Raw genomic sequence first — 19,467 nt, 5'->3', positions numbered from 1 at the left:
CGAATTGTTTAGTCGTCGAACGAAACATGCCGCGAAATGGACGGAATTGTCGCTCGCGCGCGTGGTTGCATTTTTTACCCACACTAAAAATCGGCAAAAACCCGGCGGGCGTATAGAAGAGTTTTTTCTCCAGCTTGTTGCAGCATCGTTAGCTCAAGTAATATCCGCGTACGCCGGCTCCCTGGCGGGACCGGTTCCGATCTGGAGACCTGGAGGAAACATGGAATACAACCGTCTGTTGCACACCCTGCGTGTTACCGCCATGGCAGGCGTGGCAGCGGCATCGCTCGGCGTCGCGGGTTCTGCATTCGCACAGATCCCGAACAAAACGCTCGTCTACTGCTCAGAAGGCAGCCCGGCGGGTTTCGATTCCGCGCAATTTACGACCGGCGTCGACTTCACCGCCGCCACGTTCACCGTCTACAACCGCCTCGTCGAATTCGAGCGCGGCGGCACGAAGGTCGAGCCCGGCCTCGCCGAGAAGTGGGACGTGTCGTCCGACGGCAAGGTGTACACGTTCCACCTGCGCCACGGTGTGAAGTTCCATACGACCGACTTCTTCAAGCCGACGCGTGAATTCAATGCGGACGACGTCGTGTTCTCGTTCCAGCGCATGCTCGATCCGAACAATGCGTTCCGCAAGGCGTACCCGGTGTCGTTCCCGTACTTCACCGACATGGGTCTCGACAAGCTGATCACGAAGGTCGAGAAGGTCGATCCGTACACCGTGAAGTTCACGCTGGCCGAGCCGAACGCGCCGTTCATCCAGAACATGGCGATGGAATTCGCGTCGATCCTGTCGGCCGAATACGGCGACCAGCTGATGAAGGCCGGCCGTGCCGCCGACATCAACCAGAAGCCGGTCGGCACGGGTCCGTTCATCTTCCGCAGCTACACGAAGGACGCGACGATCCGCTTCGATGGCAATCCTGATTACTGGAAGAAGGGCGAAGTGAAGCTGTCGAAGCTGATCTTCTCGATCACGCCGGACCCGGGCGTGCGCGTGCAGAAGATCAAGCGCAACGAATGCCAGGTGATGAGCTATCCGCGCCCGGCCGACATCGCGACGCTGAAGGCCGATTCGAACGTCGACATGCCGTCGCAGGCCGGCTTCAACCTCGGCTACCTCGCGTACAACGTCGAGCACAAGCCGGTCGACAAGCTCGAAGTGCGTCAGGCGCTCGACATGGCGATCAACAAGAAGGCGATCCTCGAGTCCGTCTACCAGGGCGCCGGCCAGGCCGCGAGCGCGCCGATGCCGCCGACCCAATGGTCGTACGACAAGAACCTGAAGATGGCGGCCTACGACACCGCGAAGGCGAAGGCGCTGCTCGCGAAGGCCGGCTTCCCGAACGGGTTCGAGATCACGCTGTGGGCGATGCCCGTGCAGCGCGCGTACAACCCGAACGCCCGCCTGATGGCCGAGATGATCCAGGCCGACTGGGCGAAGATCGGCGTGAAGGCGAAGATCGTCACGTACGAGTGGGGCGAGTACATCAAGCGTGCGCACGCGGGCGAGCAGGACACGATGCTGATCGGCTGGACGGGCGACAACGGCGATCCGGACAACTGGCTCGGCACGCTGCTCGGCTGCGAAGCGATCAAGGGCAACAACTTCTCGCACTGGTGCTACAAGCCGTTCGACGAGCTGGTCCAGAAGGGCCGCACGACGACGGGCCAGGACGCGCGCACGAAGCTCTACACGCAGGCCCAGCAGATCTTCGCGCAACAGCTGCCGTTCTCGCCGATCGCGAACTCGACGGTCTACCAGCCGGTGCGCAAGAACGTGGTCGACATGCGTATCGAGCCGCTCGGCTATGCTCGCTTCGACGGTGTCGGCGTGAAGTAATACGGCCCGTATAAGCTGTCGCGAAGACCGGCTAACTCATCCGGCGGCGGGAGGCCAAAAGCTTCCCGTCGCCGGTCGCACATTTCCCACAAGAAAATACGAGACGCATCATGTTCAGATTCGTGTTGCGCCGCGTGGGGATGGTGATCCCGACTTTCATCGGCATCACCATCCTGGCGTTTGCGCTGATTCACCTGATACCGGGCGACCCCATCGAAGTGATGATGGGCGAGCGCGGCGTCGATCCCGCGATGCACGCAGAGGCGATGAAGCGCCTCGGGCTCGACCAGCCGCTGCCGCTGCAGTACCTCCACTACGTCGGCCGTGCGCTGCATGGCGACCTCGGCACGTCGATCATCACCAACACGAGCGTCGGCGGTGAATTCTTCGCGCGCTTCCCGGCGACCGTCGAACTGTCGCTGTGCGCGCTCGTGTTCGCGCTCGCGGTCGGTTTGCCGGCCGGCGTGATCGCCGCGCTGCGGCGCGGCTCGGTCATCGACCACGGCGTGATGGGCACCGCGCTCACCGGCTACTCGATGCCGATCTTCTGGTGGGGGCTGATCCTCATCATGGTGTTTTCGTCGTATCTCGGCTGGACGCCCGTGTCCGGGCGCATCGCGGTCGAATACGATTTCCCGCACCCGACCGGCTTCATGCTGATCGACGCGCTGCTCGCGCCGGACGAAGGCGCGTTCAAGTCGGCGGTGAGCCACCTGATCCTGCCCGCGATCGTGCTCGGCACGATTCCGCTCGCGGTGATCGCGCGGATGACGCGCTCGTCGATGCTCGAAGTGCTGCGCGAGGACTACATCCGCACCGCCCGCGCGAAGGGGCTGTCGCCCGTGCGCGTGGTCGTCGTGCATGCGCTGCGCAATGCGCTGATCCCGGTCGTCACCGTGATCGGCCTGCAGATCGGCACGCTGCTTGCGGGTGCGGTGCTGACCGAGACGCTCTTTTCGTGGCCCGGTGTCGGCAAGTGGCTGATCGATGCGATCGGCCGCCGCGACTATCCGGTCGTCCAGGGCGGCATCCTGTTGATCGCGACGCTCGTGATCGTCGTGAACCTGGTCGTCGACCTGCTGTACGGCGTGCTGAATCCGCGCATCCGCCACACGAGGTAATCCCATGAGCAATCTGCAAAATACCCTGCCGACCGAATCCGCGCCGGCCGGCGGCCGTGCGCTCGCGCTGCGCGAGTTCTGGGCCAACTTCTCGCGCAACCGCGGCGCCGTCGGCGCGGGCATCGTCGTGATCGTGCTGATCGCAGTCGCACTGCTCGCGCCGCTGATCGCGCCGCACAGCCCGGTCGAGCAATACCGCGACTACGTGAAGATTCCGCCCGCGTGGCTCGCCGGCGGCAACTGGCAATTCATCCTCGGCACCGACGAAGCGGGCCGCGACATCCTTTCGCGGCTGATGTTCGGCGCGCGGATGTCGTTCTGGATCGGCTTCGTGTCGGTCGTGCTCGCGCTGATCCCCGGCATCGTGCTCGGGCTCGTCGCCGCGTTCTTCCAGAAGTGGGCCGACACGCCGGTGATGCGCATCATGGACGTGCTGCTCGCGCTGCCGTCGCTGCTGCTCGCGGTCGCGGTCGTCGCGATCATCGGCCCGGGCCTCACCAACACGATGTTCGCGATCGCGATCGTCGCGCTGCCGGCCTACGTGCGTCTCACGCGCGCGTCGGCGCTCGGCGAGCTGCAGAAGGAATACGTGACCGCGTCGCGCGTGGCCGGGGCCGGCACGCTGCGCCTGATGTTCTCGCAGGTGCTGCCGAACTGCACGGCGCCGCTGATCGTGCAGGCGACGCTCGGCTTCTCGTCGGCCATCCTCGACGCGGCCGCGCTCGGCTTCCTCGGCCTCGGCGTGCAACCGCCGACCGCCGAGTGGGGCGCGATGCTCGCATCCGCGCGCGACTACATCGACAACGCGTGGTGGATCGTGACGATGCCCGGCCTGTCGATCCTGATTTCGGTGCTCGCGATCAACCTGCTCGGCGACGGGCTGCGTGACGCGCTGGATCCCAAGCTGAAACGGATGGCATGACCATGACCCAGAACCTACTGACCATCCGCAATCTCGCGGTGAACTTCAACGGCCTGCCCGCGGTCGACCGGATCAACCTGTCGGTCGCACCGGGCGAGGTGGTGGGCGTCGTCGGCGAATCGGGCTCGGGCAAGAGCGTGACGATGATGGCGCTGATGGGCCTGATCGACGCGCCCGGCAAGGTGACGGCAGACGAAGTCACGTTCAACGGCGTGGATCTCTTGAAGGCGTCGCCGAAGGCGCGCCGCAAGATCGTCGGCAAGGACATCGCGATGGTGTTCCAGGACGCGCTGACGAGCCTGAACCCGAGCTACACGGTCGGCTACCAGATCAAGGAAGTGCTGAAGCTGCACGAAGGGCTGCGCGGCGACGCGCTGCACCGGCGCGCGCTCGAACTGCTCGACCAGGTCGGCATTCCCGATGCGAAGAACCGCATCGCGTCGTTCCCGCACCAGATGTCGGGCGGGATGAACCAGCGCGTGATGATCGCGATGGCCGTCGCGTGCAACCCGAAGCTCCTGATCGCCGACGAGCCGACCACCGCGCTCGACGTGACGATCCAGGCGCAGATCATGGATCTGCTCGTGAAGCTGCAGAAGGAGCGCGGGATGGCGCTCGTGCTGATCTCGCACGATCTGGCCGTGGTGTCGGAGGTCGCGCATCGCGTCGCGGTGATGTACGCGGGCGAGATCATCGAAACCAATCGCGTGCCCGACATCTTCCGCGCGCCGCATCATCCGTACACCGAAGCGCTGCTCGCGGCGATTCCCGAGCACAATAAGGGGGCGCGTCGCCTTGCCGCATTGCCCGGCATGGTGCCGGGCCGCGATGATCGCCCGTCCGGCTGCCTGTTCGCGCCGCGCTGCAAGTACGTGGTCGACGATTGCCGCAAGGCGCGGCCGGCGCTCGACACGCTGGTGCCGGCCAACGATGCGATGCGCGCGCGCTGCATCAAGCCGCTCAATGTTTCCAACCTCGACCTGACGGGAGGCGCACGATGAACGCAGTCCAGGATACGCGCCACGCGTCGCACGACGAGGACGTCCTGGTGGCCGACGGCCTCGCGAAGCACTACTCGGTGAAGCGCGGGATGTTCGGGCAGGGCACGGTGAAGGCGCTGAACGGCGTGTCGTTCTCGCTGAAGCGCGGCAAGACGCTCGCCGTCGTCGGCGAATCGGGCTGCGGGAAGTCGACGCTCGCGCGCCAGCTCACGATGATCGAAACGCCCACGTCGGGCAGCCTGACGATCGACGGCAAGAACGTGGCCGGCGCGAGCCGCGACACGGTCGCCGACCTGCGCCGCCGCGTGCAGATGGTGTTCCAGAACCCGTTCGCGTCGCTGAATCCGCGCAAGACCGTCGAGCAGACGCTCGCCGAGCCGCTCGAGATCAACGCGAACCTGACGGCCGCCGAGCGCGCTGCGCGCATCGCGCAGATCATGCGCACGGTCGGCCTGCGGCCCGAGCACGCGAAGCGCTATCCGCACATGTTCTCGGGCGGCCAGCGCCAGCGCGTCGCGATCGCGCGCGCGATGATCCTCGATCCGCGCATCGTCGTCGCCGACGAGCCGGTGTCCGCGCTCGACGTGTCGATCCAGGCGCAGATCCTGAACCTGTTCATGGATCTGCAGGAGCAGTTCAAGACGAGCTACGTGTTCATCTCGCACAACCTGTCGGTGGTCGAGCACGTCGCGGACGACGTGATGGTGATGTACTTCGGCAGCGTCGCGGAACTCGGCGACAAGGCGACGATCTACGCACGGCCGCGCCATCCGTACACGCGGGCGCTGATGTCGGCGACGCCGGCGATCTTCGAGGAAGACCGCCGCGTGCAGATCAAGCTGCAGGGCGAACTGCCGTCGCCGCTCAATCCGCCGTCGGGCTGCGCGTTCCACCAGCGCTGCCCGTACGCGGTCGAGCGGTGCCGCGTCGAGGAGCCGCAATTGCGCGAAGTGGACGGCCGGCGCGTGGCCTGCCATCGCGCCGAGGAGGTAGGGGAGGCGAATGCCTGAAGCGTTGGCGGCGCGCGTGTCCGGCGTGCGCCGTGTGGGGACCGGCAGTGCGCGCGTGATGCGCGCGTACCGCTACGCGCGGCGCTGGAGCGTGCGTACCGTCACGGGCGCGGCGCTGGCCGGCGCGTGCGCGGCGGCCAGCGTCGTGGTCTCCGTCGAACCGGCGCGCGCCGAAGGGCGTGCGCCGGCGACTTCGCCGATTCATCCGTCACAGGTCCCGCCGCCCGGCATGAGCCTGCCGGGCTTCCATGCGCCGGCCGTCTCGGACGGCACGGTGTCGCGCGGCACCGTGCGCGTGCAGCCGGCGCGCATGCCGTTCTACGTCGCGACCAAGGGCAAGGTCACGCTCTACGTGCTCGGCACGCTGCATACGGGCGATCCGTCCGATTACCCGAGCGCGCAGCCGTTCCGGCCGCGCATCCTCGCGGCGCTCGCCGCGTCGCCGACGCTCGCGCTCGAGCTGTCGCCCGACGATCTGCTCGAATCGCAGGACGACGTGTCGAAATACGGCGTGTGCCGCTACCCGTGCCTGCAGCGCCTGCTGCCGGAGCCGCTGTGGCAGCGGCTCGCGGCGCGCCTGCGCGGCAACCCGGCCGCGCTCGCCGAGATCCGCAAGATGCGGCCGTGGCTCGCGGCGCTCGTCGTCGAGACCTACGATTCGCTGTCCGCCGGCCTGCAGACCGAATACGGCACCGAGGCGCAACTGCAGAACGTGTTCCTGAAGAAGAAAGGCGGCCGCGTGATCGGGCTCGAGACGCTCGCCGAACAGATGCGCGCGTTCACCGGGCTGACGCTGGCCGAGCAGCGCGAGATGCTCGCGCAGGACATGGTGCAGACCCCCGCGCAGAACGCCGACGACATCAAGGCGCTGCACCGGCTGTGGCGAATTGGCGACGCCGATGCGATCTCGGCGTGGGCGGTCGCGAAGAGCGAACGGCTCGCCCGTTCGAAGGCGTTGTCGGCGTCGCTCGACAACAAGATCGTGTACGAGCGCAACCGGCGCTTCGTTGCACGGATGACGGCAATCGCCGCGCCGAACCGGCCGCTGTTCGTCGCGATCGGCGCGCTGCATCTGGGTGGCCCGCGCGGCGTGCTCGAATTGTTGCGCCAGCAAGGATACCGGGTCGACGCGAACTGATCGCGCCCGGCTGCATGCGCTGATCGTCCCCTGTTTGATCGACGTCGCGCGCGCCGCGCGCCGCGCCTGCACGGCGGTGTCGGTCGATAAGGAAAACCCTTGAATCGTCGGAAAATAGCGTTTAAAACGATTGACATCCCGTTCGGCCGATATCTATTCTTCACCCCACAAGTTGAAAAAATGAAAAGAATAGATAAGTTCTACGGGGTAGCAGAAATAAAGCGCGGGGTGAGCGTCGCCGGCACGTGAAACGCGTGCCGGCCGCGGAGAGTCTGCATGCACGGCGGGGCCAATCGTCGTCGAACAACACATGCATGCAGGCCGACTTGCACATAAGCGACGTTCCGTCGTCTGACCGGGGAAGGCAGTGATCGGGCGGCGGCGGACGTTTTTTAATCCGGAATGTTTTTCCGGTCACCGTCGAAAGACGGTTTCGGGGGGTGAATCGACAGACGGCGAAGCCGCACCGATTGCACCAACGGAAAAGCGCCACGAGGGCGCTTTTTTCTTTGGTGCGACGAAAACGTGCGGGGCGCGGGCAAGGCGCCCGCTGCGGCGTTACGCGCCTTCGTCGGCCTGCAGCGCGCCGGGCGCGACGACGTCGACGCCGGCGGCTTCGAGCGCCGCGCGGATCCGCTTCGCGAACGCCAGCGCATGCGGCCCGTCGCCATGCAGGCAGACGGTCTGCGCATTGAGCGGCACCCATTCGCCGCTCAGCGCGCGCACCTGCCGGTTGCGCACCATGTCGAGCGTGCGCGCGAGCACCGCGTCTTCGTCGTCGATCAGCGCGCCGGGCAGGCTGCGCGGCACCAGCGAGCCGTCCGCGCGGTAGCCGCGATCGGCGAACACTTCCTCCACCGCCGCGAGCCCCGCCTGCCGCGCGGCCGCGATGAACACGCTGTTCGCGAGCCCGAACACCGCGAGCGACGGATCGAAGTCGTGGATCGCCGACACCACCGCGTCGGCGATCAGCGGATCGCGCGCGGCCTGGTTGTACAGCGCGCCGTGCGGTTTCACGTGCGCGATGCGGCCGCCCTCGGCCTGCGCGATCGCCGACAGCGCGCCGAGCTGGTACAGCACGCCCGCATAGATGTCGCCGGCCGGCAACTGCATTTCCTTGCGGCCGAAATTCTCCGGATCGTGAAAGCTCGGGTGTGCGCCGATCGACACGCCTTTCTGCACGGCCCAGCGCACGCAGTCGCGCATCGCGTTCGCGCCGCCTGCATGCCAGCCGCATGCGATGTTCGCCGACGTGACGAGGTCGAGCAGCGCCTCGTCCGATCCGCATCCTTCGCCGAGATCGGCATTCAGATCGATTTCCATGATGTTCCTCGTCCACTGGTTGAGTGGCGCGTCTTTCGTTGCTGCTTCCGCCATTGTCACGCCGCGCGCGATTGGGCGCGGCGGCGCGCTTCCTCGCGCATCTCGATCGCGACGTCGATCTGCCGCAGGTACGCCCGTTCCGCGATGAGGGCGCCGCGCGCGGCGTCGGGCGTCGTGCGCACGAAGCGGATCGGCAGGTTGAGCCGCGCCTGCGCGAGCTTCCACAGGTCGGCGCGGATCACCGTGCCGATCTTCGGATAGCCGCCGGTGGTCTGCGCGTCGTGCATCAGCACGATCGGCTGGCCGTTCGGCGGCACCTGGATCGTGCCGGGCAGCACCGCATGCGACAGCAGCTCGACCGGGCGCGCGCGCACGAGCTCGGCGCCGGCGAGCCGATAGCCCATCCGGTTGCTGTTCGCGGTGACGAGCCATTCCTCGTCCCAGAACGCCTGCTGCGAATCGGCCGCGAACGACGCGTAGTCGGGGCCCGGCAGCACGCGCACGGGCATCGCCCACGGCGCATGCGCGGGGCGGTGACGGCGCGGCGGCTCGTCGACGCGCACGAACGCGCACCATGCCGGCGCCTTCACGCCGAATTCGGGCGCATCGGCCGCGAGGCAGCCGGCGCCGGCCGGCGGCACGCCGACCGGGAGCCGGTCGCCGTCGCGCAGCGTGCGGCCGCCGAGGCCGCCGAAGCGCGACGCGAGATCGGTGCTGCGCGAGCCGAGCATCGGCAGCACGTCGATGCCGCCCGCGATGCACAGGTAGCCGCGCATGCCGCGTTTCGCGGCCGGCAGCACGAGCGTCTGCCCGGCGGCGACCGGCAGGCTCCACCACGAATGAACGGGCTTGCCGTCGAGCGTTGCACCGAACTCGGTGCCGGTGATCGCGATGCGCGTGGCGCGCGTGAAGCGGAACGTGGCGGGGCCGATCGTGATTTCGACGGCCGCCGCGTCGGGGCGGTTGCCGACGAGCCGGTTGCCGACTTCGAGCGCGAGGCCGTCGAGCGCGCCGCCCTGCGCGACGCCGAGATGGCGCGTGCCGCGGCGGCCGAGATCCTGCACGGTCGACAGCGGGCCGGCCCGCACGACCTCGATGGTGCCCGGTGCGTGGTTCTGGGTCATCGTGCGTCGACTCCGGCAATGGTGAAGCGCACGCGGTCGCCGGGCAGCAGCAGCGTCGGCTGGGGCCGCGCCGGATCGAACAGCACCTGCGACGTGCGGCCGATCAGTTGCCAGCCGCCGGGCGACGTGGCCGGGTAGATGCCCGTCTGCGCGCCGCCGATGCCGACCGAGCCGGCCGGCACCTCGAGACGCGGCGCCGCGCGGCGCGGCGTGTGCAGCGACGCGTCGAGGCCGCCGAGATACGCGAAACCGGGCTGGAACCCGACGAAGAACACGACGTAGGCGCCGGCCGCGTGGCGCGCGACGACCTCGTCGGCCGACAGGCCCGTGTGGGCGGCGACGGCAGCCAGGTCGGGACCGGCGGCACCGCCGTACTCGACCGGGATCTCGACCTCGCGGCCGTCCGCGTGCTCGACGTCGGCCGTCTCCCACGCGTCGCGCAGCGCGGGCGTGAGCGACTCGGCCGTCGCGGCGAGCGCGTCGAACACGATGGTCAGGTTGTTCATGCCGGGAACGACGTCGATCACGTCGGGCCACGCGCGCGCGGCCTCGGCCACGGCCCAGACGCGGCGCTGGCAATCGAGCGTGGCGGGCGGCGGCACCTCGCAGACGAGGGCGGCATCGCCGAGCGGATAAATGCGGGGTGGCGTCATCGGACTGGCACGGTTCGGACGGCAATGTTAGCGCACATTGTCAATAAAATATCGACAACTTCTCAATAAGCGTTTTCGCCTAGCTCGCCGGCCGGGGCTTCTGGCGTACACTCGGGCACATCCTGTCATCCGGCTTGCGCCTGTCCATGAAGCGTCCTGCGACCAAGATCGTGTCATCCGAACACCTCGTTTCCGATTCGAGCGCGGAGCTGTCGGAGCTCGAATACGGGCTCATCATGGCCGGGAACGCGTTCAACCGCTGGATGGTGCGCTGCATGTCGGCGGCCGGCGCGAAGGACATGACGGCGGTCGAGGTCTCGCTGCTGCATCACGTCAGCCATCGCGAACGCAAGAAGAAGCTCGCCGACATCTGCTTCGTGCTCAATATCGAGGATACGCACGTCGCGACCTATGCGCTGAAAAAACTGATCGCCCGCGGCTATGTGAAGAGCGAGAAGAACGGCAAGGAAGTGTTCTTCTTCGCGACCGACGCGGGCCGCGACCTGTGCCTGAAGTACCGCGAGGTCCGCGAGCATTGCCTGATCGAGACGCTGAAGGACAGCGGCCTCACCAACGAGCAGATCGGCGACGCGGCGCAGTTGCTGCGCCACGCCTCGGGCCTGTACGACACGGCCGCGCGCGCGGCGGCATCGCTGTAAACGATTGCGGCAACGGTCGGGCGCGGCGACGCGCTCACGGGCAGGCGGCGCCGAGCGCGGCGCCGCCGCGCGGCATTATCCGGCGGCCGGGTAAAGCGCGCCGTCGGTGACGATCCAGCGCAGCGCGAGATCGTGCGTCTCGGCCGGCAGCGCATCGACGCGGCACGCTTCGTACGCGATGCCGACCGTCACGGGCAGCGTGTCGCCCGGCCACGCGGCGAGCGTGCGGTCGTAGTAGCCGCCGCCGTAGCCGAGCCGGTAGCGCTGCGGATCGAATCCCACACAGGGAATCAGCAAAAGATCGGGCACGACGACGATTCCCGACGCCGGTTCGGGAATCCGGTGATGACCTTCGCGCATCGGCGTGTGCGCGTCCCATGCGTGGAACGCGAGCGGCGTGTGACGTTCGCCGATTACCGGCAGCGCGGCGCAGCGGCCGGCCCCTGCCGCGCACCATGCGAGCACCGCATCGCGCGCATCGAATTCGCCCGGCAGCGGCCAGTAGAACCCGACCGTGCGCGGCGCGAGACGGTCGAGCAGCATGCGCAGCCGCGCGTCGAGCGCGGCGTTCGCGGCAGGTTGCGACGCGGCGTCGCGACGGGCGCCGGACAGCGTTTTGCGCAGCGCAACCTTCGGGTTCGGCACAGGGTTGCGTGCTATGCTTTCGCTCACTTCGTGCTCCATTCAAAACGATGTCGAACAGCCTTTTCCGAGTATATCGCGCGGTCGCGCTGGCGCTTTCGGCCGCCGCGCTCGTCGCGGGCACGGCCGCGTGCGCCGCACCGAACGACGACACGCTCCCCGGGGATGACCAGATCTTCGTGCAGCTTCGCGAAGCCGCACGCCGCAACGACGCCGCGAAGGCCGCCCAGCTCGCGTCGATGATCCCGAACTATCCGGTGCCGTCCTACGTCGAGTATTTCCAGATCAAGCCGCAGCTGTTCGATTCGACCGGCCGCGCGCGCGTCGATGCGCCGGACGCGCCCGTGCAGTCGTTCCTGCAGCGCTACGATGGCCAGGCGATCGCGGATCGCCTGCGCAACGACTACCTGCTCGTGCTCGGCGCGCGCCACGACTGGCGCAATTTCGACGACCAGTACAAGCGTTTCGTGCTCGACGACGACACGCAGGTCAAGTGCTATGCGCTCGAATCGCGCGCGGCGCGCAACGAGAACGTCGCCGACGCGGCGCGCGCGCTGCTCGTCGAGCCGAAGAACTACGGCGATGCATGCGTCGACCTGATCACCGCGCTCACCGTCAACCAGCAGTTCACGAGCGACGACGTGTGGCAGCAGGCGCGCCTCGCGTACGAGCAGAACTACACGACGCTCGGCGGCAAGATCGTCGATGCGCTCGGCCCGCGCCCGGTCGGCTTCGACCAGGCGACGAGCGCGCCGCCGCTGTATCTCGCGCGCGGCGTCGGGCCCGACGCCGCGTCGCATCAGCTCGCGCTGATCGCGCTCGGCCGCATGGCGCGCAACGATCCGGATGCCGCCGCCGGGATGCTGACGACGGTCGCGCCTTCGCTCACCAAGCAGGAACAGGCGATCGCGTGGGGCGCGATCGGCTACCAGGGCGCGATCAAGCGCTCGCCGATGGCATCGGTCTGGTATGCGAAATCGGCGAACGCGCCGCTGTCGAACCCGGGCTACGAATGGCGCACGCGCGCCGCGCTGCTCGCCGGCAACTGGCCGATGGTGCGCTGGTCGATCGAGCAGATGCCGCCGTCGCTGCGCAACGATCCGGCGTGGATCTACTGGCATGCGCGCGCGCTCAAGCAGAGCGGCGACACGCTGCAGGCGAACCAGGAATTCGAGCAAGTCGCTGGCCAGTTCAACTTCTACGGGCAGTTGGCCGGCGAAGAGCTCGGCCAGCGCACGACGATCCCGCCGCGCACGAAGGTGAGCGACGCCGAGATCGACGCGATGGGCAAGATCCCGGGCTTCGCGCTCGCGCAGCGCTTCTACGCGCTGAACCTGCGCCTCGAAGGCAATCGCGAATGGAACTGGCCGCTGCGCGGGATGACCGATCGCCAGCTGCTCGCGGCCGCCGAATACGGCAAGCGCGTCGAGCTGCTCGACCGCACGGTCAACACCGCCGACCGCACGAAGGCCGAGCACGACTTCACGCTGCGCTATCCGTCGCCGTACCGCACGACCGTCGAGCGCTATGCGCAGTCGACGGGCCTCGACGTCGAGTGGGCGTACGGGCTGATCCGCCAGGAATCGCGCTTCATCATCAGCGCGCGTTCGTCGGTCGGCGCGGGCGGCCTGATGCAGCTGATGCCGGCGACGGCCCAGATGGTCGCGAAGAAGCTCGGCATGGGCACGATCTCGCGGGCGCAGATGCACGACATCGATACCAACATCCAGCTCGGCACCTGGTATCTGGCGGACATCTACAACAACTTCGACAGCTCGCCGGTGCTCGCCACCGCCGGCTACAACGCGGGCCCGGGCCGGCCGCGCCAGTGGCGTCAGGTGTTGACGCAGCCGGTCGAAGGCGCGATCTTCGCGGAGACGATTCCGTTCAACGAGACGCGCGACTACGTGAAGAACGTGCTGTCGAACACCGTCTACTACGCGGCGCTCTTCGAGGGCAAACCGCAGTCGTTGAAGAAACGTCTAGGCATGATCTCGCCCTGATACACGAACTGCCGCGCGAGACGCGGCAGTGTTCTTTTTAGGACCCGAACATGGATCGCCAGACCGTTGCGCTGCTGGGCGGCACCGGCTTCATCGGCAGCCGGCTCGTCAATGCGCTGATCGATGCCGGCAAGCAGGTGCGGATCGGTACGCGGCGGCGCGAGCACGCGCGCCACCTGCAGATGCTGCCGGTCGACATCGTCGAACTCGACGCGCTCGATACGCGCACGCTCGCGCGCTTCGTCGCCGGCGCGCACGCGGCGATCAACCTGATCGGCGTGCTGCACGGCGGCCGCGGCACGCCGTACGGGCCGGGTTTCGCGCGCGCGCACGTCGCGCTGCCGGCCGCGCTCGCGACAGCCTGCACCGAGGTCGGCGTGCGGCGCCTGCTGCACATGAGTGCGCTCGGCGCCGATCCGCACGGCGCGAGCATGTACCAGCGCTCGAAGGGCGACGGCGAAGCCGCGCTGCATGCGGTCGCGGCCACCGATTCGCTCGCGCTGACGATCTTCCGTCCGTCGGTCGTGTTCGGCCCCGGCGATGCATTCCTCAACACGTTCGCGAACCTGCAGCGCACGGTGCCCGTGCTGCCGCTCGCGATGCCCGACGCGCGCTTCCAGCCGGTATTCGTCGGCGACGTCGTGCGCGCGTTCGTCAACACGCTCGATCTCGCGGGCGCGCACGGCAAGACCTACGAACTCGGCGGCCCGACCGTCTACACGCTCGAGCAACTGGTGCGCTATTGCGGCACGCTGGTCGGCCGGCAGGCACGCATCGTGCGGCTGCCCGACGCGCTTGCGCGGCTGCAGGCGAGCGTGTTCGAATGCCTGCCGGGCGAACCGGTGCTCACGCGCGACAATCTCGCGACGATGTCGGTGCCGAACGTGCTGTCGGGGCCGCTCGCGCCGGAACTCGGGCTGTCGCCCGCGAGTCTCGAAAGCATTGCGCCCGCGTATCTCGGCGAAGCGGCCAGGCGCTCGCGGTTCGACTGGTTCCGCTCGCGTCGCTAATACCCGCGGGGCGCCGCCGGCCGGCGCTTCTTTTCCTTTTTCGCATTTTCCGGAACCCCGTCATGAAGCTCGTCATTGGAGACAAGAACTACTCGTCGTGGTCGATGCGGCCTTGGCTGCTGCTCGCGCATTTCGGCATCCCGTTCGACGAGATCGTGGTCGAGCTGCGCCGCGACGACACGGCCGCGCGCATCCGCGAATATTCGCCGACCGGCAAGGTGCCGTGCCTCGTCGACGATCACGGCTTCGCGATCTGGGATTCGCTCGCGATCGCGGAGACGCTCGCCGAGCGCTATCCGCAATTCCCGATGTGGCCGGCCGACCCGCTCGCGCGCGCGCATGCGCGCTGCGTGTCCGCCGAGATGCATTCGGGCTTCATGGCGCTGCGCACGCAGATGGGCATGAGCATCCGCGCGTCGATGCCGGGGCGCGGCGCGACGCCCGAGGCGCTCGCCGACGTCGCGCGCATCGACGCGCTGTGGAGCGAATGCATCGAGGCGTCGGGCGGGCCGTTCCTGTTCGGCGAATTCGGGATCGCCGACGCGATGTATGCGCCCGTCGTGATGCGCTTCAATACGTATGCGCCGGCCTTGTCGCCGGAGGCGGCCGGCTATGCGGCGCGTGTGACGGCGCTGCCGGCCGTGCAGCAGTGGATCGACGCCGCGCGCCGTGAAACCAACGTGATCGCCGAATACGAACCCCAGCCATGAACATCTACGCAGTAGGCGGCGCGATCCGCGACGAATTGCTCGGCGTGCCGGTGCAGGACCGCGACTACGTGGTGGTCGGCGCGACGCCCGAGCAGATGACCGCGCAGGGCTTCCGGCCGGTCGGCAAGGATTTCCCGGTGTTCCTGCATCCGCAGACGCAAGAGGAGTACGCGCTGGCGCGCACCGAGCGCAAGACCGCAGCCGGCTATCACGGCTTCCAGTTCCACTACGCGCCGGACGTCACGCTCGACGAGGATCTCGCGCGGCGCGACCTGACGATCAACGCGATGGCGCGCGAGGTGAGCCCGGAAGGCACGCTGGTCGGCCCGGTGATCGATCCGTTCGACGGGCAGGCCGACCTGCGCGCGCGTGTGTTCCGGCACGTGAGCGACGCGTTCGTCGAGGATCCGGTGCGGATCCTGCGGATCGCGCGCTTTGCCGCGCGGTTCGCGGATTTCACGGTCGCGGACGAAACGCTCGCGCTGATGCGGCGGATGGTCGACGCGGGCGAGGTCGACGCGCTCGTCCCCGAACGCGTGTGGCAGGAAATCGCGCGCGGGCTGATGGAGGCGAAGCCGTCGCGGATGTTCGCGGTGCTGCGCGACTGCGGCGCGCTCGCGCGCATCCTGCCCGAGGTCGATGCGCTGTGGGGCGTGCCGCAGCGCGCCGATTACCACCCGGAAGTCGATACCGGCGTGCACGTGATGATGGTCGTCGACTACGCGGCGAAGCAGGGCTATTCGCTGGCGGTGCGCTTCGCGGCGCTCACGCACGATCTCGGCAAGGGGACGACGCCCGCGGACGTGCTGCCGCGCCACGTCGGCCACGAAAGCCGCAGCGTCGAGCTGCTCAAGCCGTTGTGCGAGCGGCTGCGGGTGCCGAACGAATGCCGCGATCTCGCGCTGGTGGTCGCGCGCGAGCACGGCAACCTGCATCGCGTGATGGAAATGGGCGCGGCCGCGCTGGTGCGGCTGTTCGAGCGCAGCGACGCGCTGCGCAAGCCGGCGCGCTTCGCCGAGCTGCTGCAGGCCTGCGAATCGGATGCGCGCGGCCGGCTCGGACTCGATGCGCAGCCGTATCCGCAGGCCGAGCGGTTGCGCGTCGCGCTCGCGGCCGCGCGCAGCGTCGATGCCGGCGCGATCGCACGCGGCATCGGCAGCGACACGGAGAAGATCAAGGAAGCCGTGCATCGCGCGCGGATCCAGGCCGTCGCGCAGGCGCTCGCAATCGGCGAGTAGCCGGCAGGTAGCAGGCGCGGAACAGCGCGCGGCCAGCCGTTACGGTTTCTTCTTACGTGCCGGAGTCGCGGCCGCCGGGCGTTTGCCGGCGGCGGCGCGCGGCTGCTTCGCCGACGTCTTCCTTTCGGCTGTGCCAACCTTGGACGGCCGTGCCGCGGCGGCGTCGCGGTCATCCCGTTTGGACGCCGGCGCGCGCCGGCTCACGCGCGGTTCACCGGGCTTCGACTGCCTGATTTCCGTCGTCGCGGACACGAATTCCGCACCACTGTCGTCGAACAGCGGCAGCGTGCTGACGGTGATCAGCTCGGCCGGCCCGTCGCCGACATTGGCCACGCGATGCCGCTTGCGCGCGTCGAAGTGCAGCGAGTCGCCGGGCGTCAGCGGGTAATTCTTCTTGCCGACCGTGTAGCAGATGCGGCCCGCCAGCACGTACACGAATTCGTCGCCGCCGTGCGCGACCCATTCCGACCGGTAGCCCTCCATCATCTGCACCTTCAGCGCGTTGATCTGGCTGCCGTCGAACGTGGTGGACAGCCGCTCGTACCACTGCGACGCGGCGTCGAGCGCGTACGGCTTGCGGCTGCCCTCGTGCGAATCGGGCTGCGCCTGGCGCGGCTGCTCGATCAGCGTACCGAGCGGCACGCCCAGCGCCTTCGCGACGTTGACGAGCGACGACAGCGAGATGCCCGTCAGATGGCGCTCGACCTGCGACAGGAACCCGACCGACAGGTTCGCTTCGGTCGCCACTTCCAGCAGCGTCTTCTTCGCTTCCCGGCGCAGGCGGCGAATGCGCTGGCCGATACGCATGAGGTCTGAATCCATGAATCTCTTTCGTGGCAACGAGTCGGGGCGCGGGCAGGGGCCGTGCGGCTGCCCGGGGCGGCGAGGCCGGCGCATTGTACCGCGCAGCGTCGCGGGGGCGAATCGGCGTTGTGCGGGGATCCGCATGCGGCACGCCGATTTTAGTCCTACGAAAATCTTGGCTTGACCTCGATTTCGACGTGCTCTAGATTCTGTCGCGCATCAAACAAAGTTAAGTGAGACAAAAATTTTACCGAAGGCCTGCCTCCCGGCCGGCGGCGCGGTCCGGCCGCGCGTCGTGCCGCGCGTGACCTGCGCCGCAACGACGTGCCGTGCCCGGCGCGCGATGCCGCGCCACGCCGCCGGCCGCCGACAACAACGAATAACGGGCATCCGATGATCGATCGACTGAAATACAGCTTCTCCGGCCTTCCCCCGTACGACGCGTCCGTCGCCGACACGCAGGCTGGCCTGTCGCGCCTGCTCGATGCCGCGCGACTCGACGCGGTGGTGATCACGTCGCAGGACGAATACGTGACCGAATACCTGCCGCGCAGCAACAACCCGCGCTACGCGGTGTCCGGCTTCGACGGCTCGGCCGGCTGCGGGATCTTCCTGAGCGCGGCGACCGCGCAGGCGCTCGATCTGCCGCCGTTCGTGCTGTTCGTCGATGGCCGTTATCACTTCCAGGCCGACCAGCAGTGCGATCCGGCGCGCGTGCGCGTCGAGAAGCTCGGCATGAACGTGACGATCTGGCAGGCGATGGCCGACTGGCTGCTCGCGCACGCGAGCCGGCTCGCGCGGGTCGGCTACGACGCGCGGCGGATCAGCGTCGGGCAGCGCAACCGGCTGTTCGAGCAGACGCAGGCAGCGTCGCTCGACTGGACGAGCCTCGCCGATCGCGAGATCGACCGCGCGATCGCGCTGCCGGGCTGGAACGTCGAACGGCCGATCTTCGAGCTCCCGGCAGCGATGACGGGCCTGAGCGTCGCGCAGAACCTCGACGCGCTGAACCGGCGGCTCGCCGCGCATACCGGCGCGGCCGACGGCAAGACCGCGTTCTTCACCTGCGCGTCGGACGATCTCGCGTATCTGCTGAACAGCCGCGGCTATCACATCCCGAACGTGTCGTCGCACCTCGGCTTCCTGTTCGCGATCGGCGAGCAGGTGGTGCTGTTCTTGCCGGAAGGCTGCGACCGCTGCGAGGTCGCGCTCGATTCGTATCCGGCGCTGCAGGTGATCCGGCGCGACGTGGCGGCGCTCGAGCGCTTCCTCGCACGGTTCGCGGTCGAGCACGTGTGCTACGGCTTCGAATCGGTGAACTGCGCGCTCGTCGACGCGGTGAACCGGGTGTGGCCGCACGCGCGGCATGCCGATTTCAACCCGGTCGAGGCGCTGCGGGCGAGCAAGACGCCGGCCGTGCTCGACCGCTTCCGCGACGCGTTCGCGCGCAGCTCCGCGGCGATCGCGGAGACGATGCGCTGGGCGAAGAACGGCGAGCCGGGCGTGCGCCACACCGAGTACGACCTCGCGCGCACGATCAACGACGCGTACGGCGCCCGTTCGGCGGTCGCGCTGACGTTTCCGTCGATCGCGGCGAACGGCGCGAACAGCGCCTTCGCGCACTACACGGCGGCGAGCGCCGACGTCGAGCTGACCGAAGGCGAACTCGTGCTGCTCGACAGCGGCGCGTACTACGAAGCGGGCTTCGCGACGGACTGCACACGCGTCGTGCTGCGTCGTACGCGGCCGGACACGGTCGCGCAGCCGTGGCAGCGCGAGATCTACACGGTCGCGCTGAAGGCCTGCATCAAGGGGCTCGTCACGCGCTTTCCGGCCACCGCCACGGGCGGCGACGTCGATGCGCTGGTGCGGCAGGTGTGCCGCGACCATGGCCACGATTTCGGCCACGGCACCGGGCACGGCGTCGGGATTCACGTGCACGAGGGCGGCGTGCGGTTCGCGCCGGGCGCGACCTACGGGCTGGTGCCGAATGCGGTGATTTCGGTCGAGCCGGGCATCTACCTGCCGGGCAAGGGCGGCGTGCGGATCGAGAACATCGTGATCGTGCGGGCGGACGACGCGCAGCCGGACACCGTGACGTTCGAGAACATCGTGACGGTCGGCTACGACTGGGACCTGATCGATCTCGACCTGCTGGACGACGCCGAGCGCGCGTACCTGCGCGACTACGAGCGGCTGTGCGTGGCGCGCGGCACGCAGGTCACCGCGTGTCCGCTGTTGTAACGAAGGGAGAGGCGGG

At 68.2% G+C, this 19,467-nt stretch carries 17 protein-coding genes; 12 read left to right on the top strand and 5 right to left on the bottom strand.

The genetic code is table 11. The features are described from left to right. The first annotated feature begins 220 nt into the window (after nt 1–220). From DTA15_RS31930 to DTA15_RS31905, 6 genes are all read left to right on the top strand, one after another. On the top strand, nt 221–1,849 hold the full coding sequence (locus tag DTA15_RS31930) for an ABC transporter substrate-binding protein (RefSeq protein WP_006489145.1): 1,629 nt from the start codon (nt 221–223) through the stop codon (nt 1,847–1,849). Nucleotides 1,850–1,959: 110 nt separating this feature from the next. Next, entirely contained in the window at nt 1,960–2,970 is a 1,011-nt protein-coding gene (locus DTA15_RS31925; RefSeq protein WP_006489147.1) for an ABC transporter permease subunit, read from the top strand. A gap of 4 nt (nt 2,971–2,974) precedes the next feature. After that, nucleotides 2,975–3,892, top strand: coding sequence for an ABC transporter permease subunit (locus tag DTA15_RS31920; RefSeq protein ID WP_006489141.1), 918 nt, complete (start codon nt 2,975–2,977; stop codon nt 3,890–3,892). 2 nt (nt 3,893–3,894) lie between these two features. Further along, nucleotides 3,895–4,893, top strand: coding sequence for an ABC transporter ATP-binding protein (locus DTA15_RS31915; protein ID WP_006489144.1), 999 nt, complete (start codon nt 3,895–3,897; stop codon nt 4,891–4,893). Beyond that, nucleotides 4,890–5,903 (top strand): peptide ABC transporter ATP-binding protein, encoded by a 1,014-nt coding sequence (locus DTA15_RS31910; RefSeq protein ID WP_006489146.1) that lies wholly within the window; start codon nt 4,890–4,892, stop codon nt 5,901–5,903. Before DTA15_RS31915 ends, DTA15_RS31910 begins: the two co-directional genes overlap by 4 nt. Beyond that, nucleotides 5,896–7,041 (top strand): TraB/GumN family protein, encoded by a 1,146-nt coding sequence (locus DTA15_RS31905; RefSeq protein WP_006492839.1) that lies wholly within the window; start codon nt 5,896–5,898, stop codon nt 7,039–7,041. The genes DTA15_RS31910 and DTA15_RS31905 overlap by 8 nt, the downstream gene beginning before the upstream one ends. A gap of 558 nt (nt 7,042–7,599) precedes the next feature. On the opposite strand, the gene pxpA is transcribed toward DTA15_RS31905, so the two are convergent. The 3 genes from pxpA to pxpB are packed head-to-tail and all read right to left on the bottom strand — an operon-like array spanning nt 7,600 to nt 10,141. After that, nucleotides 7,600–8,364 carry a 5-oxoprolinase subunit PxpA gene (gene pxpA, locus DTA15_RS31900; RefSeq protein WP_006483671.1) on the bottom strand — a complete coding sequence of 255 codons (765 nt, stop codon included), beginning with the start codon at nt 8,362–8,364 and terminating at the stop codon, nt 7,600–7,602. 56 nt (nt 8,365–8,420) lie between these two features. Next, a complete protein-coding gene (locus tag DTA15_RS31895; protein ID WP_012492349.1) occupies nt 8,421–9,488 on the bottom strand; it encodes a 5-oxoprolinase subunit C family protein in 1,068 nt (355 codons plus the stop codon). Continuing rightward, nucleotides 9,485–10,141, bottom strand: a complete 657-nt coding sequence (pxpB, locus tag DTA15_RS31890) for a 5-oxoprolinase subunit PxpB (protein WP_006483176.1) — start codon at nt 10,139–10,141, stop codon at nt 9,485–9,487. The genes DTA15_RS31895 and pxpB overlap by 4 nt, the downstream gene beginning before the upstream one ends. 146 nt (nt 10,142–10,287) lie before the next feature. Between pxpB and DTA15_RS31885 the strand changes: the two genes are divergently transcribed. Further along, a complete protein-coding gene (locus DTA15_RS31885; protein ID WP_006483173.1) occupies nt 10,288–10,800 on the top strand; it encodes a winged helix DNA-binding protein in 513 nt (170 codons plus the stop codon). 75 nt (nt 10,801–10,875) lie between these two features. Here the strand turns inward: DTA15_RS31885 and DTA15_RS31880 are convergent, their stop codons facing one another. After that, the gene (locus DTA15_RS31880) at nt 10,876–11,484 is read right to left on the bottom strand and encodes a 5-formyltetrahydrofolate cyclo-ligase (RefSeq protein WP_043033157.1); all 609 of its coding nucleotides are present in this window, start codon (nt 11,482–11,484) and stop codon (nt 10,876–10,878) included. A gap of 8 nt (nt 11,485–11,492) precedes the next feature. Between DTA15_RS31880 and DTA15_RS31875 the strand changes: the two genes are divergently transcribed. From DTA15_RS31875 to DTA15_RS31860, 4 genes are all read left to right on the top strand, one after another. Further along, nucleotides 11,493–13,445 (top strand): lytic transglycosylase domain-containing protein, encoded by a 1,953-nt coding sequence (locus DTA15_RS31875; RefSeq protein WP_006483177.1) that lies wholly within the window; start codon nt 11,493–11,495, stop codon nt 13,443–13,445. Between the two features lie 50 nt (nt 13,446–13,495). Beyond that, complete coding sequence (locus tag DTA15_RS31870) at nt 13,496–14,455, top strand: complex I NDUFA9 subunit family protein (protein WP_006483181.1); 960 nt, start codon at nt 13,496–13,498, stop codon at nt 14,453–14,455. 62 nt (nt 14,456–14,517) lie between these two features. Further along, nucleotides 14,518–15,165 (top strand): glutathione S-transferase family protein, encoded by a 648-nt coding sequence (locus tag DTA15_RS31865; protein ID WP_006483174.1) that lies wholly within the window; start codon nt 14,518–14,520, stop codon nt 15,163–15,165. Then, nucleotides 15,162–16,403 carry a multifunctional CCA addition/repair protein gene (locus DTA15_RS31860; protein WP_006483182.1) on the top strand — a complete coding sequence of 414 codons (1,242 nt, stop codon included), beginning with the start codon at nt 15,162–15,164 and terminating at the stop codon, nt 16,401–16,403. Before DTA15_RS31865 ends, DTA15_RS31860 begins: the two co-directional genes overlap by 4 nt. A 39-nt stretch (nt 16,404–16,442) precedes the next feature. Here the strand turns inward: DTA15_RS31860 and DTA15_RS31855 are convergent, their stop codons facing one another. Then, nucleotides 16,443–17,225 carry a helix-turn-helix domain-containing protein gene (locus DTA15_RS31855; RefSeq protein WP_012492351.1) on the bottom strand — a complete coding sequence of 261 codons (783 nt, stop codon included), beginning with the start codon at nt 17,223–17,225 and terminating at the stop codon, nt 16,443–16,445. Nucleotides 17,226–17,600: 375 nt separating this feature from the next. Between DTA15_RS31855 and DTA15_RS31850 the strand changes: the two genes are divergently transcribed. Continuing rightward, complete coding sequence (locus DTA15_RS31850; RefSeq protein WP_006483179.1) at nt 17,601–19,451, top strand: M24 family metallopeptidase; 1,851 nt, start codon at nt 17,601–17,603, stop codon at nt 19,449–19,451. Nucleotides 19,452–19,467: the final 16 nt, after the last annotated feature.

The organism is Burkholderia cenocepacia, assembly GCF_900446215.1.
GTDB lineage: Bacteria > Pseudomonadota > Gammaproteobacteria > Burkholderiales > Burkholderiaceae > Burkholderia > Burkholderia cenocepacia.
Note: the sequence above shows the minus strand (reverse complement) of the source record. Positions and strands in the feature narration are given on the sequence as shown.

What these genes read in the sequence shown, in the direction of transcription:
- DTA15_RS31895 (WP_012492349.1), bottom strand. Translation starts at nt 9,488, where the DNA reads ATGACCCAGAACCACGCACCGGGCACCATCGAGGTCGTGCGGGCCGGC.
- DTA15_RS31910 (WP_006489146.1), top strand. Translation starts at nt 4,890, where the DNA reads ATGAACGCAGTCCAGGATACGCGCCACGCGTCGCACGACGAGGACGTC.
- DTA15_RS31925 (WP_006489147.1), top strand. Translation starts at nt 1,960, where the DNA reads ATGTTCAGATTCGTGTTGCGCCGCGTGGGGATGGTGATCCCGACTTTC.
- pxpA (WP_006483671.1), bottom strand. Translation starts at nt 8,364, where the DNA reads ATGGAAATCGATCTGAATGCCGATCTCGGCGAAGGATGCGGATCGGAC.
- DTA15_RS31865 (WP_006483174.1), top strand. Translation starts at nt 14,518, where the DNA reads ATGAAGCTCGTCATTGGAGACAAGAACTACTCGTCGTGGTCGATGCGG.
- DTA15_RS31860 (WP_006483182.1), top strand. Translation starts at nt 15,162, where the DNA reads ATGAACATCTACGCAGTAGGCGGCGCGATCCGCGACGAATTGCTCGGC.
- pxpB (WP_006483176.1), bottom strand. Translation starts at nt 10,141, where the DNA reads ATGACGCCACCCCGCATTTATCCGCTCGGCGATGCCGCCCTCGTCTGC.
- DTA15_RS31930 (WP_006489145.1), top strand. Translation starts at nt 221, where the DNA reads ATGGAATACAACCGTCTGTTGCACACCCTGCGTGTTACCGCCATGGCA.
- DTA15_RS31880 (WP_043033157.1), bottom strand. Translation starts at nt 11,484, where the DNA reads ATGGAGCACGAAGTGAGCGAAAGCATAGCACGCAACCCTGTGCCGAAC.
- DTA15_RS31875 (WP_006483177.1), top strand. Translation starts at nt 11,493, where the DNA reads ATGTCGAACAGCCTTTTCCGAGTATATCGCGCGGTCGCGCTGGCGCTT.
- DTA15_RS31885 (WP_006483173.1), top strand. Translation starts at nt 10,288, where the DNA reads ATGAAGCGTCCTGCGACCAAGATCGTGTCATCCGAACACCTCGTTTCC.
- DTA15_RS31905 (WP_006492839.1), top strand. Translation starts at nt 5,896, where the DNA reads ATGCCTGAAGCGTTGGCGGCGCGCGTGTCCGGCGTGCGCCGTGTGGGG.
- DTA15_RS31920 (WP_006489141.1), top strand. Translation starts at nt 2,975, where the DNA reads ATGAGCAATCTGCAAAATACCCTGCCGACCGAATCCGCGCCGGCCGGC.
- DTA15_RS31855 (WP_012492351.1), bottom strand. Translation starts at nt 17,225, where the DNA reads ATGGATTCAGACCTCATGCGTATCGGCCAGCGCATTCGCCGCCTGCGC.
- DTA15_RS31850 (WP_006483179.1), top strand. Translation starts at nt 17,601, where the DNA reads ATGATCGATCGACTGAAATACAGCTTCTCCGGCCTTCCCCCGTACGAC.
- DTA15_RS31870 (WP_006483181.1), top strand. Translation starts at nt 13,496, where the DNA reads ATGGATCGCCAGACCGTTGCGCTGCTGGGCGGCACCGGCTTCATCGGC.
- DTA15_RS31915 (WP_006489144.1), top strand. Translation starts at nt 3,895, where the DNA reads ATGACCCAGAACCTACTGACCATCCGCAATCTCGCGGTGAACTTCAAC.